Origin of the sequence: Lautropia dentalis (assembly GCF_003892345.1) — a bacterium.
GTDB classification, from domain to species: Bacteria; Pseudomonadota; Gammaproteobacteria; order Burkholderiales; family Burkholderiaceae_E; genus Lautropia; species Lautropia dentalis.
Map to the genome: position 1 here is coordinate 1,482,837 of NZ_RRUE01000002.1, position 15,675 is coordinate 1,498,511.

At 62.9% G+C, this 15,675-nt stretch carries 15 protein-coding genes; 2 read left to right on the forward strand and 13 right to left on the reverse strand.

Going from position 1 to position 15,675, the window contains the following annotated elements; translation table 11 throughout:
• The first annotated feature begins 7 nt into the window (after nt 1–7).
• Nucleotides 8–1,051: a ribosomal RNA small subunit methyltransferase A gene (locus EHV23_RS14025; RefSeq protein ID WP_125096611.1), complete on the forward strand. Its 1,044-nt coding sequence runs from the start codon at nt 8–10 to the stop codon at nt 1,049–1,051.
• Here EHV23_RS14025 and EHV23_RS14030 read toward each other — a convergent pair.
• The 4 genes from EHV23_RS14030 to EHV23_RS14045 all read right to left on the reverse strand — a co-directional run bounded on the left by EHV23_RS14030 (nt 1,027) and on the right by EHV23_RS14045 (nt 4,899).
• Entirely contained in the window at nt 1,027–2,295 is a 1,269-nt protein-coding gene (locus EHV23_RS14030; RefSeq protein ID WP_125096612.1) for an HlyD family secretion protein, read from the reverse strand. The two genes, EHV23_RS14025 and EHV23_RS14030, sit on opposite strands and share 25 nt — an antisense overlap.
• A gap of 10 nt (nt 2,296–2,305) precedes the next feature.
• The gene (locus EHV23_RS14035; protein ID WP_158615991.1) at nt 2,306–3,568 is read right to left on the reverse strand and encodes a TolC family outer membrane protein; all 1,263 of its coding nucleotides are present in this window, start codon (nt 3,566–3,568) and stop codon (nt 2,306–2,308) included.
• A 544-nt stretch (nt 3,569–4,112) separates the two neighbouring features.
• Nucleotides 4,113–4,322 (reverse strand): hypothetical protein, encoded by a 210-nt coding sequence (locus EHV23_RS14040; RefSeq protein WP_125096614.1) that lies wholly within the window; start codon nt 4,320–4,322, stop codon nt 4,113–4,115.
• Nucleotides 4,323–4,485: 163 nt separating this feature from the next.
• Entirely contained in the window at nt 4,486–4,899 is a 414-nt protein-coding gene (locus tag EHV23_RS14045; protein ID WP_125096615.1) for a hypothetical protein, read from the reverse strand.
• Between the two features lie 168 nt (nt 4,900–5,067).
• Here EHV23_RS14045 and EHV23_RS14050 point away from each other — a divergent pair, with 168 nt between their 5' ends.
• Nucleotides 5,068–7,170, forward strand: coding sequence for a peptidase domain-containing ABC transporter (locus tag EHV23_RS14050; protein ID WP_125096616.1), 2,103 nt, complete (start codon nt 5,068–5,070; stop codon nt 7,168–7,170).
• A gap of 135 nt (nt 7,171–7,305) precedes the next feature.
• Here the strand turns inward: EHV23_RS14050 and EHV23_RS14055 are convergent, their stop codons facing one another.
• From EHV23_RS14055 to glyQ, 9 genes are all read right to left on the reverse strand, one after another.
• Complete coding sequence (locus EHV23_RS14055) at nt 7,306–7,794, reverse strand: hypothetical protein (RefSeq protein WP_125096617.1); 489 nt, start codon at nt 7,792–7,794, stop codon at nt 7,306–7,308.
• A gap of 202 nt (nt 7,795–7,996) precedes the next feature.
• Complete coding sequence (locus EHV23_RS14060) at nt 7,997–8,416, reverse strand: hypothetical protein (RefSeq protein WP_125096618.1); 420 nt, start codon at nt 8,414–8,416, stop codon at nt 7,997–7,999.
• Between the two features lie 291 nt (nt 8,417–8,707).
• Nucleotides 8,708–8,917, reverse strand: coding sequence for a M48 metallopeptidase family protein (locus tag EHV23_RS16680; RefSeq protein ID WP_125096889.1), 210 nt, complete (start codon nt 8,915–8,917; stop codon nt 8,708–8,710).
• Nucleotides 8,860–9,465 carry a hypothetical protein gene (locus tag EHV23_RS14070; RefSeq protein ID WP_125096619.1) on the reverse strand — a complete coding sequence of 202 codons (606 nt, stop codon included), beginning with the start codon at nt 9,463–9,465 and terminating at the stop codon, nt 8,860–8,862. The genes EHV23_RS16680 and EHV23_RS14070 overlap by 58 nt, the downstream gene beginning before the upstream one ends.
• A gap of 99 nt (nt 9,466–9,564) precedes the next feature.
• Nucleotides 9,565–10,107 carry a hypothetical protein gene (locus tag EHV23_RS14075; RefSeq protein WP_125096620.1) on the reverse strand — a complete coding sequence of 181 codons (543 nt, stop codon included), beginning with the start codon at nt 10,105–10,107 and terminating at the stop codon, nt 9,565–9,567.
• A 65-nt stretch (nt 10,108–10,172) separates the two neighbouring features.
• Entirely contained in the window at nt 10,173–11,159 is a 987-nt protein-coding gene (locus tag EHV23_RS14080) for a M48 family metallopeptidase (protein WP_125096621.1), read from the reverse strand.
• Nucleotides 11,160–12,104 carry a lysophospholipid acyltransferase family protein gene (locus EHV23_RS14085; protein WP_238990468.1) on the reverse strand — a complete coding sequence of 315 codons (945 nt, stop codon included), beginning with the start codon at nt 12,102–12,104 and terminating at the stop codon, nt 11,160–11,162.
• Nucleotides 12,105–12,230: 126 nt separating this feature from the next.
• Entirely contained in the window at nt 12,231–14,618 is a 2,388-nt protein-coding gene (gene glyS / locus EHV23_RS14090; RefSeq protein WP_125096622.1) for a glycine--tRNA ligase subunit beta, read from the reverse strand.
• Entirely contained in the window at nt 14,615–15,517 is a 903-nt protein-coding gene (gene glyQ / locus EHV23_RS14095; protein WP_125096623.1) for a glycine--tRNA ligase subunit alpha, read from the reverse strand. The genes glyS and glyQ overlap by 4 nt, the downstream gene beginning before the upstream one ends.
• Between the last annotated feature and the right edge of the window lie 158 nt (nt 15,518–15,675).

Genomic DNA, 15,675 nt, shown 5'->3' on the forward strand with positions numbered 1-15,675 from the left:
TCGGCCCATGAAAAACAGGTCCCCCCATCATCGGGCGCAGGCCGGCCGTGAAAAACGGCCCGGCGGTGTCATCCCGCGCAAGCGCTTTGGCCAGCATTTTCTGGCCGACCGCGCATACATCGACGCCATCGTCCGGGCCATTGCCCCGAAGCCCGGTGACCGGCTGATCGAAATCGGCCCCGGCACCGGTGTGCTCACCGCCCCGCTGATTGCCCAGGCTGGGCACATCACCGTCATCGAAATCGACCGGGACCTGGCACCGCGCCTGCAGGCCCTGTTTGGCGATGCACTCACGCTGGTGCAGCAGGACGTGCTGCAGGTGGATTTTGCTGCGCTGGCGGATGGAACCGGTGGCGGCAGCCTGCCAGGCGCAGCGGCGCCGGGGGACGACGGGGCAAATGCCGGCATGCCAGCAGGAAAGGGGGAAGTGGACTCCGGCACTTCGGCAGTAGCAAGGGCGGCAGCCACCGGCATGCCAGCGGCAAGGGCAGCGGCAGCCAGCCGTGCGCACAAACTGCGCATCGTGGGCAATCTGCCCTACAACATTTCCAGTCCATTGCTGCTGCACCTGATTGCCGTGGCCGACCGCGTGGAAGACCAGCATTTCATGCTGCAGAAGGAGGTGGTGGACCGCATCGTGGCTGCGCCCGGCAGTGACATGGGGCGGCTGACGGTGTTTCTGCAGAACCACTACCACGTGGCCAAACTGTTCGACGTGCCGCCCGATGCCTTCGACCCGCCGCCGAAGGTGGATTCCAGCGTGGTGCGCATGGTGCCCCGGGCGCAGCCCGTCACCACCGCCACTGCGCCGCTGCAAGCCGCCCTGTTGGCCGCCTATGCCCAGCGGCGCAAGATGCTGCGTGGCACGCTGGGAAGCTGGCTGGCCCAGCAGTATCCGGCATTTTCGCTGGAACGGGCGGCTTCGGCCGATCCGCGGCTGATGCCGCTGACGGACCTTAGCCAGCGGCCGGAGCAGATTCCGGCCGAGGCGTGGTATGCACTGGCGGATGCTCTGGTGGGAGCGACTCAGAACTTGCCCGTCATCGAGTAGATCGGCTCCAGCACCCATTCGTAGAGGCGCCGTTTTTCCTGCATCACATCCGCCTCGAAAATCATGCCCGCCTTGAGCTTCGTGTCTTCGCCATTGGCGCGAATGCTCTGTGAATCCAGCTCGACCCTGGCCTGGTAGTACAGGCTCTGGTTCTCGTTGTCGCTCTGCACCGCGGTGGCCACGTGTGCGGGCAGCTCCGTAATGGCGTAGGGGCTTTGGGTCACGGCCGTGACGGACCCCGTGACCATGCCGTACTTCTGGTAGGGGTAGGCATCGAGCCGGATCCGGACTTTCTGTCCCTTTGCCAGAAAGGCGGCCTTGCTCTCTGCCACGTACAGGTAGGCGGTGAGTTTTGCGTTGTCCGGTATCAGGCTGGCCAGCAGGGAGGAGGTCGTGACCGTCGTGCCTTCCCGCGCGTGTACGCCGGTGACCGTGCCATTGAAGGGGGCTGATGTGATCGACTCCTGCCGGACATCGAGTTCTGCCAGCTCCTGGCGCAGCGAGGCCAGCGAGTTTTCGGATTCCGTCTGCTGGCTCTGGTGGCGGTTGGTGATGTCCACCATGGACGAGTACAGGGACGATTTTTCGCGGTGCAGTGACGATATCTCCCGCTCTGCCGTGAGCTTCTGCCGGCTCAGGTCCAGCAGCTCGGACTCGGCCTGCCCCAGCCTGGACAGCGAGGCAAAGCCCTTTTTGGCCTGCTTGCCGATGCGCTCCTTCTGGGAAAGGGCGATTTCCTCCCGCTGGCCGAGGATCTGCAGCTCGTGCTCCAGCTGGGATATTTCGGAAGTCATGGCCTCCAGCCGCTGTTCGATGAGTTCCTTCTCGCGGTCGTGATTGGCCGCAGAGCGCTCGATGCGGTCCTGCATGAGCGAGATGCGCTTGCTGATCTGCTTGCGGACCTGCTCGTTCGTCTCGCCGGATTTGCTGATCTGGGCGTTGGTGATCCGGAAGAGCGGCTGTCCCTTGCTGACGTGCTCGCCTTCCCGCACCTCGATGCCCGAAACCTGGCCGGGAGCGGGGGAGGTGACGCGGAACAGGCCGTTCTCGGGCATGACCAGCCCGTGCACGGTGGCCCTTTTGGTGTAGGTGCCAAAGTAGGCATACAGGATGATGCCCGTCACGACGAGCAGCATCGAGATGGATATGGTGTAGTAGCTCGGCGGCTGGTGTATGTACACCGAGCCCATGTCGTGAAGCCCCCGTTTTGTGGACGCTTCTTCCCGGAACAGGCCGTTGTTCATGAAAAGGGGGTTATCCCTCGAAAAGCTTGTCTATGTCCTCGATGTCCGAGGGCGCGAGTATGCCTGCATAGTACTTCAGGTAGATGATGGCCTTGAGGTTGTCGTAGACGGCGCGGTTCAGGGCGCTGCGGGCCGAGTACAGCTGCTGGGTGGCATCCAGAATGTCGATGTTGACCCGGTCGCCCACGATGACGGCAACGCGGTTGCCCGTCAGCGCCGTCTGTGCGGCCTTGACGGCCCGCTGCCGCGCCGTGATGCGCAGAAGCCCGCTGGTCAGAAGCCGGTGCTTCTGCTCCAGATTGGTCATGATGTCGTGGGTGATGGCTTCGGCGTTGCGCATCCGGCTCTCGATTTCATGATTCACCTGCCGCACGGTCGCGTTGGTCGACCCGCCCGAATACAGCGGTATGCTCACCGCCACGCCGATGCTGCTGGTCCGGTAGCGATGGTCCAGGGTTTCGTCGGTGCGGGGCGTGTTGCGGGTGTGATCTGCCACCAGGCTGACCGTGGGCGCGTACTCGGATTTTGCCTTGGTACGTGCAATGCGCGCCTCTTCCACGGACTTGCGCGCCTGGAGCAGCCGCCGGTTGTTGTTCAGCGCGAGCGACTTCCAGTGGCCGATGTCCTGCGTCTTCAGCTGGGGAAGGTGATCGATGTAGCCGGGCTTGATGGATGCGATGGCGCCAATGCCGGAGATTTTGCTCCCGGTGATCTGCGAGAGGTTCTGCATGGCCACGAGCATGGCGTCGTTGGCGTCTTCCAGCGCTACTTCGGAGGCCGCCAGCTGCGCCTGCGTTTCGGCCACGTCCGTGCGCGTGGCATCGCCAATGCGATAGGCGGACTGGTTGCGCTTGAGTTCTTCCGCGTAGGCATCGTGCTGGGAACGGGCAATCTGGTACTGGTCCTTGGCGTAGAGTGCCTCGATGTAGGCCTCGAAAACCCGGATCATCAGGTTCTGGGAGGCTTCCATCAGGTTGTACCGGCTGGCTTCTGCCGCGGCCTTCGACTGCTTCAGCTGGTTCCAGCGACGCAGGTCGAAGAGCGGCTGCTGCAGCGTCACGGACGCACTGTGGCTGCTGTAGCGCCGCTTGAAGGTCAGATACTCCTCGGACGGCGCGCGGACCGTGATCGACTGGGCGTTCTTTGGTGTGTTCCGGGATTCGGCCGTGATGCTGGGCAGCAGGCTGGCCCGGCTGATGCTGACGTTTTCCTGAATGGCGGCATGATCGGCCCGGGCCTTCAGGTAGGTGGGGTCGTGGGATGTGGCCTCCATGTAGGCCTCATACGGGCCAAACGCCAGGGCATTTCCGCAAAGGAGGCACGACAGCAAGGTGGCCAGAAGAAATGGGGGCTTTCGTGATGCCATGTGTGCTCCTTCGGATCGACTTCTTATTTTGCCTTGGGTGGGTCAACGAAAAGTGTTTCTGTGTTGCGCGACGTTACTGTTGCCGAGCGGGTGTAAGGTGAAGGTGAAAGGGGTGGATAACAAATTTCGCCATCAGGGTGAACGGGGCTCGGGCAGGTCACGTGAAATCGCCTGACATCAAAGGGGGATGGCTTCTTTGATGTCAGGCGCTGATGGCCATTCATTCTGGGCATGCGTCAGCTCGTGCCGGGAAATTCGCTTGCCGGTGCATTGACTTTGCTGCAGATCATGAATGTGAGTCTGTCTCATCAGTTCTGCTTTGCAGGGAAAGGGATATGTATCCCTTTCAGCCATCAGTCGGGTCAGGACAGCACCTATCCGGCGTGCGGGTGTGTTGGCCCGGCCACGAAGCGGCGTCAATCCATGATGTGATGCCGGTGCCAGAACAGGATTATTTTTGACGCAAAAGATTATCGATCCTGAGACCAAATTTGAAACCTGCAAGGGCATTCGTGAAGACAGGGTTTCCCGATGCTGCTGGGCCACCCACGATGCCGACCATAGTTCCAAGCGCTTTCCCAATATCCCAGCCCGCATTGGCGAAATGGTTGCTATCACCACCAGCAATGGTATTCAGTTCGTTTTGATTCAGCTCACGCATGATCATCTCCTTGAAAGATGTGGATTTTAAAAAATGTGAATTTAATTTTGTTTTCCTGAAAATCGTTGGTGTGATGTTTTACCAATCTGACTTGCTTGTGAAGGAAAGTGTGTATCTTGGCATGCTGATCACGTTGCCAAAAATCGATTCGTTCAAGACGGGTTTACCATGACCCTCCACCGAATCCTCCTCCAATTGATGGCTTGTTCTCGTCTTGACGGCCTAAAATATTGGAGATGGTTCCTGCAATAGAACCAAGTACCCCGCCAGCGGCGCCCCAGGATGCCGACATCGTACGGATGTCATCTTCAAGATCACCGCCCGCAATGGCTGTCAGTTCATTTGTTACCGAACGGACCGAACTAGCCTGAACGTGTGAAGGAATCTTACGTTCGAATTCGCTGCCTGATCTCACCCACCCCTGCCATGTTTCGCGGGGTTCCTGTGCAAAGTGGCGATGGTTTTTGTTGTCTTTTTGCCAATAAAAGAGAAAAAGATTGGAGCGACAACCGGATTGGTGCAGCAGGTACTGCCACATCTGTCGGCATGAACACGGTCTTTGTCCAGAAAGCTTCATGTTTTCCTGAAATAAATAATGAAACAAAACATTGCCGTGACGCTGTTTCGTTGCGGCGTATGTCAGGTCTCATTTCCCCGTCCCGTATCATCGACTGTCTGTCTTGTGACGATTTTGGTGTCTGCGCGGGGGCCAATGAGCCCATGACGCGCTCTACATGGGTAGCTGATGAAGGTTCAGAGCATTCTGCAGTCGGAAAATCAGGAGTGTGGTCTTGCCTGTCTGGCGATGATCGCCACGGCGTACGGCCACAACGTCAGTCTGGCCGAGCTGCGGCGCAAAATGCCGCCGTCGGTGCGAGGCGTCAACCTGGCGCAGCTGATCAACTACGCACAGCGCACGGGTTTCTCCGCCCGTCCCGTCCGGCTGGAGCTGGAAGAGCTGGAAAAGCTGCAGGTTCCCTGTGTGCTGCACTGGGACATGAACCACTATGTGGTGATGGAGCGGGTGAGGGGCAAGAAGGTCGTGATTCACGATCCGGGCAAGGGCAAGCGCGTCATGTCCCTGCGGGAGGTGTCACCGCACTTCACCGGCATTGCGCTGGAGCTTTCGCCCAATGCCTCGTTCCAGAAGGTCAAGAAGGCGCCGCGCGTGAAGCTGCGCGAGCTGACCGGCACCATGGTCGGCCTGAAAATGGCACTGACCAACATTCTGGTCATGGCCATCGGGCTGGAGATCGTGGGGCTGCTGGTGCCCCAGGTCACCCAATGGGTGGTGGACGGCGCGCTGGTCACGTCCGACAAGGATCTGCTGCTGGTGGCTGTGCTGGGCGGCGGTGTGCTGGCGCTGGTGGAGTTTCTCATCCGCATGGCGCGGGGGTGGATGACCCTGCGGCTGAACCAGCAGCTGGCCATCCAGTGGGCGGCCAATCTGTTCCAGCATCTGATGGGTCTGCCCTGGCTGTTCTTCGACAAGCGGTCGCTGGGCGATATTTCCACACGCTTCCAGTCGCTGGAATCCATACGCAAGACCCTGGCCGAGGGCGCCATTTCCGGTCTCATGGATGGCGCCGTGACCATCCTGACGCTGGGGATGATGCTGCTGTACAGCCCGAAACTCGCGGGCATCGTGGTGGTGGCGGTGCTGCTGTACCTGATTGCCCGGTTTGTGTTCTACCGGCCGTTGCGGGATGCTTCGGAGGAACGGATCGTGCTGTTTGGGCGGGAGAATTCGTATTTTCTGGAATCGATTCGTGCCGTGGTGCCCATCAAGCAGTACGGCATGACGCCGTGGCGGGTGTCCAACTGGCGTAACCGGATGGCCGACACCCAGAACCGGGATGTGAAGACAGAAAAGCTGAAGATGATCTTCTCCAGCGTCAATACCCTCATTTTCGGCATCGAGTCGATGGCGCTGCTGTACGTGGGCGGCATGCAGGTGCTGTCGCGGGAGCTGTCGCTGGGGATGCTGCTGGCCTTCATCGCTTACAAGGAGCAGTTCACCAAGCGGGCCAGTTCATTCATCGATCTGGTCATCGACATCCGCATGCTGGGCATGCATGCCGAGCGCATTGCCGAAATAGCCCTCGAGGAGCCCGAGGACAGGGAGTTCGGGGTCGAGCGCCGGCAGCTGAAGTCGCTGACGGGGGACATCGAATTCAGAAACGTGAGCTTTCGCTATTCGGAGCACGACCCGTGGATTCTGAAAGATCTGTCGCTGACCATCCCGGACGGGCAGTCGGTGGCGGTGGTTGGCCCGTCCGGGTGCGGCAAGACCACGGTGCTGAAGCTGCTGACGGGGATGCTGCGCCCGGTCAGCGGAGAGGTGTTCATTGGTGGGGTCAACATCCGCACGCTGCACATCGATGACATCCGCAGAATGGCGGGGGTCATCATGCAGGACGACCAGCTGCTGGCCGGCACGCTGGCCCAGAACATCACGTGCTTCGAGCCGGAAGTCGACTGGGACCGGCTCAGGCAGGCTGCCACCCAGGCGTGCATCCACGACACCATCGAGTCGATGGCGATGGGGTATGAGACGCTGGTGTCCGAGCTGGGGGTGAGCATTTCCGGTGGTCAGAAGCAGCGCATCCTGCTGGCACGTCTGCTGTACCGGGCGCCGAAGATCATCGTGCTGGACGAGGCAACGAGCCACCTCGACCTGGAAAGCGAGCTGCATGTGGTGCAGGCGCTCCGGTCCGTGCCCGTGACCCGGGTGTCCATTGCACACCGGCCGCAGACCATTGCACTTTCCGAGCGGATCGTGCGGATCGATCAGGGGAAGGTTGCGGAAGATGTCATGACGGCAGACCTGCAGAAGGGGGCTGGCTGATGCGGGTATTGCCCTGTCTGGCAAGGCGGCCAGCCTTGCCATGTGCCGTGTCAGCAGGTGGCCCGGGGCCCGCGTGGGTATGAACGAGGCGTGAGACGCCATGGAACCGGTCCGGACCAGCCCGGTTCGTGATTCTCAGGACTGCTGGACCTTGCGGCGAAAGGGGCTTCTGTAGCGTTGCAGCTTCCGGTCCCTGATCTGCAGGGTTTGCGCAATCTCCCGGCTCATGCGCATGAACGTGCGGATGTCACTGTGGTCGTGCCGTTTGGTGAGCCTGCCACTCTGGCCGGTCCATGTCAGTGTCAGCGGCATCCTACCGGGGGCTTCAAGCTCCAGCGAAAGGTTGCCACCAAACAGAAAAACTGTGACATGGGTGTAGGGGGAGATGTCCAGTGTGCGCCGCCAGCATTTCAGCCCCAGCAGGTAGTGCTGCTGGATCAGCTTGCCGGTACGGCGTGTCTGTGCATCGACATGAACGCGCGGCGGGAAATAATTCTGGAGCATGATCCCGATGGAGATTGGCAGAACGATATTGATCGGGCTGGTCAGAGAGCCTTCTGTCACCCCCAGCAAGAGCATCCCGGCGATCATCAGCTGTGTGCTCGTGCAGTCGATCAGCAGCATGAGCTGTTTACTCAGGGGGGTCATCCAGCGCCGGGGAATGACCAGCGCTCTGGGGGTTGACGGGGCAGGTTCTCTGGTCAGGGATTGTGCTTGCATCCGTATTGGCTGGCAGGTGGTTGTGCTCCATTCAGTGCAGGTAGTATGACAGAGCGGTATTGTCTCGCTGATCGTGGCGGATATCAGGCCGGCATGATCTGCCATGTCATGTCCCCCTCCGGGATGTATGGCGAAGGGCGTTTCCGTAGCGGTGCAGCCCCCTGTCTTCGATCTGCAGAATCTGCGCAACCTTGCGGCTCATGTTCCGGTAGGTGCGGACCATGTTGCGGCGCTGTTGCCGGGTAAAGCAAAAGTACGTTGCCTGTGACAGTTGCAGCGGTGGCTGACCGGGGGCGCCCAGTTCCAGGTCGAGCTGGAGGCCCAGCGCGTTCGCCACGAGCGTGGCCCGGGCGTAGCGGTAGGGAGAGATGTCCAGCTCCCTTGTTGCCTGTTTCGGTCCGTGCCTTGTGCCCAGCAGGCCGGTTTTCCTGAGAACCCAGCCCCTTTCCCGGGCGTGGCTGTCGATGATGGTCTCGCTCCGGTTTGCCAGTGTCTGGAGCGGCGCACGCAGCAGGATGAGCAGCATGAGAACCAGAAAACCTGCATGGCCAGGTTCGGACAGGAGTACGCCTGCCAGTGCCAGCAAAAAGCCAGCCAGGCAATATACAAGCATCCACCAGCGGGGGAAAGGGCAGTATCTGGCGGGAATGATCACCTGTGTGGCCATGCCTTGCTCCATCGCGTGCCGCATGGCACAGACGTTTCCGATGGTAGCGCAGCACGGCGCCTCGATGCCATATCCCTATCAGGCCCCAGGTGTCCTCAATCCTCTACCAGCACATCCGGCGTGTTGGCCCGCCGCTTCTGGTGCACCCGGTCATCGGGCATCAGGGCTTTCGGCTGCGCCCAGAAGCGGGGGCTGTGGTTCAGCTTTACTTCGGCACCCTGGGTCAGTTTTCAATCGGCGTTGACACCCATGGGTCAGCTCGTGGGTAATGATGTAGTCGATCAGTGGCGTGTCGTACTGGATCAGCCGCCAGTTCGACCGGAGGCTGCCGTTGCAGCTGTCCGTGCCTTGCGGTCGAATATCTTCCCATGGCGGTGAAGTCCCCGGTCTTCGATCTGCAGGATCTGCGCGACTTCACGGCTCATGCGCATGAATGTGCGGATGTCACTGTGGAAGTGCCGTTTGGTGAGCCAGCCATACTGGTTGGCCCTTGCCAGCGTCAGTGGTGGCCTGCCGGGTGCTTCAAGCTCCAGTGAAAGCTGGCTGCCATGCAGGGAGACAGCCACGCGGGTATAGGGGATGATATCCAGTGTATGCTGACCGCATTTCAATCCCAGCAGATAGCGCTGCTGGATCAGCTTTCTGGTACGACGCGCCTGCGCGTTGACACGGACACGTGGTGAGGAAAACTGCCAGACCATCACCACGATGGGGATGAGCAGCGTGGCGTTGAGCGGGCTGGTCAGCGAGCCGCTCAGCTCGAGCACTCTGACGATCATGACCGGTATGATCAGGAAGTCGAGCAGTAGCGCGATCCATTTACCCTGGGAATTGATCCAGCGCCGGGAAATGACCAGCTCTCTGGAGGTTGATGGAGCAGGTTTTCTGGTCAGGGGCGGCGTTTCCATCCGTGTTGCCCGGCAGGTGGCTGTGGTCTATGCAAGGTAGCATGACAGCGCGGTATCGTCCTTGCCGTCTGACGGAGGGGGGGCATCCTCTCGTCCGGTTCATGCCCCAGTCTGGCTGGACCGGGCAGGGGGCTGGCCGCGGCGATGCAGTCCCTCATTCCTGATTTCCAGCGTGATAGCCAGCTCCCGGCCCATGCGCAGGAATGCACGCAACGACCTCATGCGGTGGCGTCTGGTGAGGCCCGTCTGCCAGCACTGGGATATTTCCAGGTTTTTCCTGCCCGGTCCACACAGTTCAAGCGAGGGCGTCGAGCACCACAGCGTGGTTTTTACCGAGGTATAGGCCGAGAGGTCCAGCACCTTTTCGTGCAACGTCCATCCGGGCAGGGAGAACTGTCTGCTGGTTTGCACGCTGCCTGAAGCCTCCCTGCGCAGAACGAGGCGCGGGCCAACGGCGAACCTTGCGTTCACGACGAACATCATGATTGCGGTGCTGTTGACCCAGTCACCGTATTTCCTGCTCAGCTGGATGGTAATACCCGAAAACAGCAGCAGTGTGGGCAGCACCCACATAAGCAGGATATACCGGCGGCGTGCGCTGGGGACTATCCAGTACCTGGGAATGGTCAGGGAGGCTGTCATGTCAGGTGTCTCTTCCGGCCTGCTGTTTGGGATTGTGGCCACGGCCATGCATCTCCGCTTGGATTTCAATCCTCCACCAGTACATCCGGCGTATTTGCCAGCCGCTTCTGGTGCACCCGGTAATCGGGCATCAGGGCTTCCAGCTGCGCCCAGAAGCGGGGGCTGTGGTTCAGTTCCACCAGATGGGCCAGCTCGTGGGCAATGACGTAGTCGATCAGCGGCGTGTCGTACTGGATCAGTCGCCAGTTCAGCCGGATGCTGCCGTCGCGGCTGCAGCTGCCCCAGCGGGTGCGGGCGCTGTTCAGGCTCACGCTGCTGGGGGCCCGGCCAAGGCGTGCCGTGTAGGGCTGCATGCGTTCCAGAAACAGCGGCCGGGCCTGCTTCTTCAGCCAGGCCTGCACGGCGCTTTTCAGCTGTGCATCGTCGCGGGCTGCGGGGCCGCTGATCCAGAGTTCGGTGCCCATCTGGCGTACCTGGCTGCGGCGGTGTTCCGAGTGGGGCTGGGTGCGCAGCGTGAGTGTCTGGCCCAGCAGCGGAATCTCGCCACCATCGGTATAGCGGGGCCGGCGGGCATCCCGCGCTTCGGCACGCTGCTGCCAGACGGCCAGCTTGGCAATGACCCAGGTTTCGTGTTCGCGAATGGCCCGTGCAATGTCGGCCTCCGGCAGTCGCGAGCGCTGCGGCAGCACCACTTCCAGCCCCTGCGCGTTGATGCGCAGCCCCAGCCGCCGGGCGCGTGCCGAGTGACGCACCCGGTAGGGCACCAGAAAGGGCTCGCCCAGCCGGGAGAGAACGATGGTATGGGCGGGCGACGCAGACGCATGGGCGCCGGAAGGACGGTGGCGGGAGGATGGCAAGGTGGTGTTGTCCGAAAGGGGCTCGGGCTGCGCCCTGGAAGGCGAATGCTGTGCCGCATGGCGCCCGGTGCCGCTGCGGGCCGGGCGCTGCGCAGGGGCGGACGAACCGTTGCCATCCAAAGAAAAGGGGCGTATGCCGCGATCATGCGGGTCATGCCCCCTGAGTGACTGCTTCAGCCAGGAAAACAGGCCCATTCAGGTGGGTCCTGCATTGTCGTGAGGGGCTGAATCTGCATGCGCCGGCGCTGCGGTGACAGCAGATGTGGGGCCCGTTGCCGCTTCCGTCTGCCGGGTGGCCGTTTCCGGTGGTTGTGACGGCTCGTCCCCGTGTGCCGTGCCGTTTGCCGTGGCCTGCGTATTCCGGGGAGGCGTTTCTCCGGCCATGGCCTGTACGATGGGGGGTACATCCCCCGGCGGATAGCTGTCGGGGTCGATGCGGCGCATTTCCGTTTCGATCCACAGCTCCACCTCCTGGTTGATCTGCTCGGAGGTCTTGCCGGCCACGGGGATCAGCGGCCCCCACGACACGGTGATCAGCCCGGGCTGCTTGGTGAACGGGCGCTTGGGCCAGCAGCGGCCGGCGTTGATGGCCACCGGCACGATGGGCGTGTCGTTCTTCAGGGCCAGCCGGGCACCGCCCGATTTGTAGACCTGCTGCTTGCCCGGGGGCGAGCGGGTGCCTTCCGGAAACATCACGATCCAGCGGCCGTAGTCGTGCAGCTGCTTGCCGGCCTTTTTCACGATGTACTCGAAGGCGCGGCGGCCATGCCGGCGGTCGATGTGCATCATGTCCAGCATGCCGATGGCCCAGCCGAAGAAGGGGAGGAACAGCAGCTCACGCTTGAACACGAAGGCGGCCGGCCGTGGCATGTGGCAGAGCAGGAAGAAGGTCTCCCAGGTGGACTGGTGCTTGCCCAGCACGATGGCCGGGCCGTCGGGCAGGTTTTCCGTGCCGGTTTCCTGCCAGCGCATGCCGCAGAGCCAGCGGCCCACCTGCAGCATCAGGCGGGGCCAGCTGGATGCCACGGCATAGCGCACGCGCACCGGCAGGAAGAAGCACAGCACGGTGGCCGTGGCCCACACCATGACGGTGATGGCCATGATCAGCACGAACAGCACGGAGCGGATGAAGGCGAACATGAAACCCTCGTCTGGGTTGCATCAGGTACTGCTGCGGCACGCCGCAGCAGCGGGAAAACAGGGGCATTCGACAGGACGGCAGGACACGGTGGGCCGCCGTACCTGTGCGGTGGCTCCCTGGCCATTTCAGAGCTGTGCCAGATCGGCCACCTGGTTCATCAGCGTGTGCAGCTGCGCCAGCAGGGCCAGACGGTTGCGACGCAGGGCCGGGTCGTCGGCGTTGACCATCACCTGCTCGAAGAAGGCATCCACCGGTGCCTGCAGGGCGGCCAGCGCCTGCAGGGCGGCCGTGAAGTCCTGCTGCTGCATGTGGGTGGCAACCTGCGGCTGCAGGGCCACCAGTGCCTGGTGCAGGTCGCGCTCGGCAGGCTCCTGCAGCAGCGCGGCGTCCACGGCGGGCGGTGAAACACGGGCGGAGCCAGACGGACTGCCGTTTGGCGTACCGGTGCTGCCGGTCTTGCCGCAGGCAGAAATCGTGCCGCCACCGGCTTCCCGGTTATTGCCTTCGGCCTCTGCCGACTTGCGCAGGATGTTGCCGATGCGCTTGTTGGCGGCGGTCAGCGAGGCAAAGGCGGGCAGCTGGCGGAAGGCGGCCAGTGCGGCCAGACGCGCCTCCAGCAGGTCCAGCCTTTCCAGACCGGTGGCCAGGACGGCCTCGATGTCGGCGCCGCCAAAGCCGCGGTCGCGCAGGTAGCTGCGCAGCCGGTCGGCGATGAAGGCCGACAGCCCGGCCACGTCGGCGGTGAAGGGCTGCGGTTCGACGGCCTTGCGTTTGCCGCCCTTGCCGGCCCTGTCCGCACCGGTACCTTTTTGTGGATGGCCGGAGGATGCATCGGCCTTGCTGCCTGCCCTGTCCGTCGGGACGGAGGCCGCAGCAGCCTGCGCATCGTCGCCAGCGGCGGTGGAGGCAGGCTGCGGCAGGTTGTCGAACACGCCGAATGCCTGTGCCAGCAGCGCCGGCACGGCCAGCGGCAGCCTGCCTTCGATCAGGATGCGCACGACGCCCAGCGCATGGCGGCGCAGGGCGAACGGATCCTTGTCGCCGGTGGGGCGCTGTCCGATGCCCCAGATACCGGCCAGCGTTTCCAGCTTGTCGGCCAGGGCCAGCGCCAGCCCGGTGGGGGAGGCGGGCAGGGCGTCGCCGGCAAACCGGGGCTGATAGTGCTCGGCAATGGCATTGGCCACGGCCTCGCTTTCGCCGTCGTGGCGCGCATAGTAGCGGCCCATGATGCCCTGCAGCTCGGGAAACTCGCCCACCATGCCGGTGAGCAGGTCGGTCTTGGCCAGCAGGGCCGCGCGTTCGGCATCGGCTGCGCTGGCGCCCGTGGCCGGTGCCAGGGCGGCAGCCAGCCGCTGGATGCGGGTGCTGCGTTCGGCCTGCGTGCCCAGACGGGCGTGATAGACCACCTGCGCCAGCTGCGGCAGCCGGTCGGCCAGCGTCTGCTGGCGGTCCTGGTCGTAGAAGAACTGCGCATCGGCCAGACGCGGGCGCACCACGCGCTCGTTGCCGTCGATGATGCCGGACGGATCATCGATGCGCATGTTCGAGACGATCAGGAACTGGTTCTTCAGGGTATTGCCGGCATCGAACAGCGGAAAGTACCGCTGGTTGGTACGCATGCTCAGAATCAGGCATTCCTGCGGTACCGCCAGAAAATCCGCATCGAACTTTCCGGTGTATACGGCGGGCCATTCCACCAGGGCCGCCACCTCGTCCAGCAGCGCAGCCACCTGCTGCTGCTCCTCGCCGTTGACGGCCAGAATGCCCTGGTTTTCCTGCGCGGCCCGGGCCAGTTCGTTGGCGATCATCACGCGGCGGGCCTGATGGTCCGGCTCCACACGGCCCTCGTCGCGCAGCTGCTGCGCGTAGCTGTCGGCGTCACGGATGTCGAGGGGGCCGCTGGACAGGAAGCGATGCCCCACCGTGGTGCGGCCCGACTGCAGACCCAGCACCGTGGCCGGCAGTACCTCGCTGCCGTGCAGCAGCACCAGCCCATGGGCCGGGCGCACGAAGCTGACCGTGGTCAGCCCGTCGGCCAGCTGGTAGGTCATGACCTTCGGGATGGGCAGCTGGCCCAGCGTTTCGGTGATGATGTCGCCGATCACATCGGCCAGCACGGCACCGGGCTGCGTGCTCTTCCAGAAGAACACCTCCTGTTTGCCGTCGCTGCCACGAGTGAGGGCCGAGACATCGGCGCCCTGTTTCTCGGCCCATTTCTTCAGGGCCATGGTGGGCTGGCCGCTGGCATCCAGCCCCACGGCCACCGACGGGCCTTTCAGCTGGATTTCACGGGCATCGGCCTCGGCCCGTACGCCGGGAATGCGCACCGCCAGCCGGCGTGGCGTGGCGTAGATGGCAGGTGTGGCAGCCTCGTCGGCCAGCAGCTGGTGCGATGCCAGCCGCGAACGGATGCCTTCGGCAAAACTGTCGGCCAGCCGGGTCAGCGCGTGCGGGGGCAGCTCTTCGGTCTGCAGCTCGACCAGCAGGGCAGGGTGTCGGGAAAGCTGGCTCATGGACGGGCTCCCAGTTTGGCGTGGTTCTCTGCGGTGATCATCGGGAAGCCCAGGCGTTCACGGGACTCGTAATAGGCCTGTGCCACCCCGCGGGCCAGTGCCCGTACCCGGCCGATGTAGGCTGCACGTTCCGTGACCGAAATGGCGCCGCGCGCATCCAGCAGGTTGAAGGTGTGCGAGCATTTCATGACCATTTCGTAGGCGGGCAGGGCCAGCTGTGCCCCGATGAGGCGGCGGGCCTCGCGCTCGTAGTCGTCGAAATGGGTGAACAGCATGGCCGTATCGGCCAGCGTGAAGTTGTAGGTGGACTGCTCCACCTCGTTCTGGTGGAACACGTCGCGGTAGGTGATGCCCGGCGCCCACTGCAGGTCGAAGATGTTCTCCACCTTCTGCAGGTACATGGCCAGGCGTTCCAGCCCGTAGGTGATTTCGCCCGTGGTGGGCAGGCACTTCAGCGACCCGACCTCCTGGAAGTAGGTGAACTGTGTCACCTCCATGCCGTTGAGCCAGACCTCCCAGCCCAGGCCCCAGGCGCCCAGTGTGGGGGACTCCCAGTCGTCCTCGACGAAGCGGATGTCATTGGCCTGCGGGTCCAGCCCCAGCGCCTTCAGCGAACCGAGATACAGATCCAGAATGTCGGGCGGCGCCGGCTTGAGCACGACCTGGTACTGGTAGTAGTGCTGCAGCCGGTTGGGGTTCTCGCCATAGCGGCCATCCTTGGGGCGGCGCGACGGTTGCACGTAGGCGGCCCGCCAGGGCTCGGGGCCGATGGCGCGCAGGAAGGTGGCGGTATGGAAGGTACCGGCCCCCACCTCCATGTCGTAGGGCTGCAGCAGGGCACAGCCCTGTTTGTCCCAGTATTCCTGCAGGCGCAGGATGATCTGTTGGAAGGTCAGCATGGATGATGTCTGGTTCTGCGGGTTGGTGAACGGTGCTGGACGGGTGCATGGGCCGGCTGCAGAAAACAGGTTTCTGCAGCAGGTGGCTGCCCTGCCGGAATGGGCGAGGCAGTTGCGGCATGCAGGTCCGGGAAGACAGGGATGAAAGCCCTTTCTCT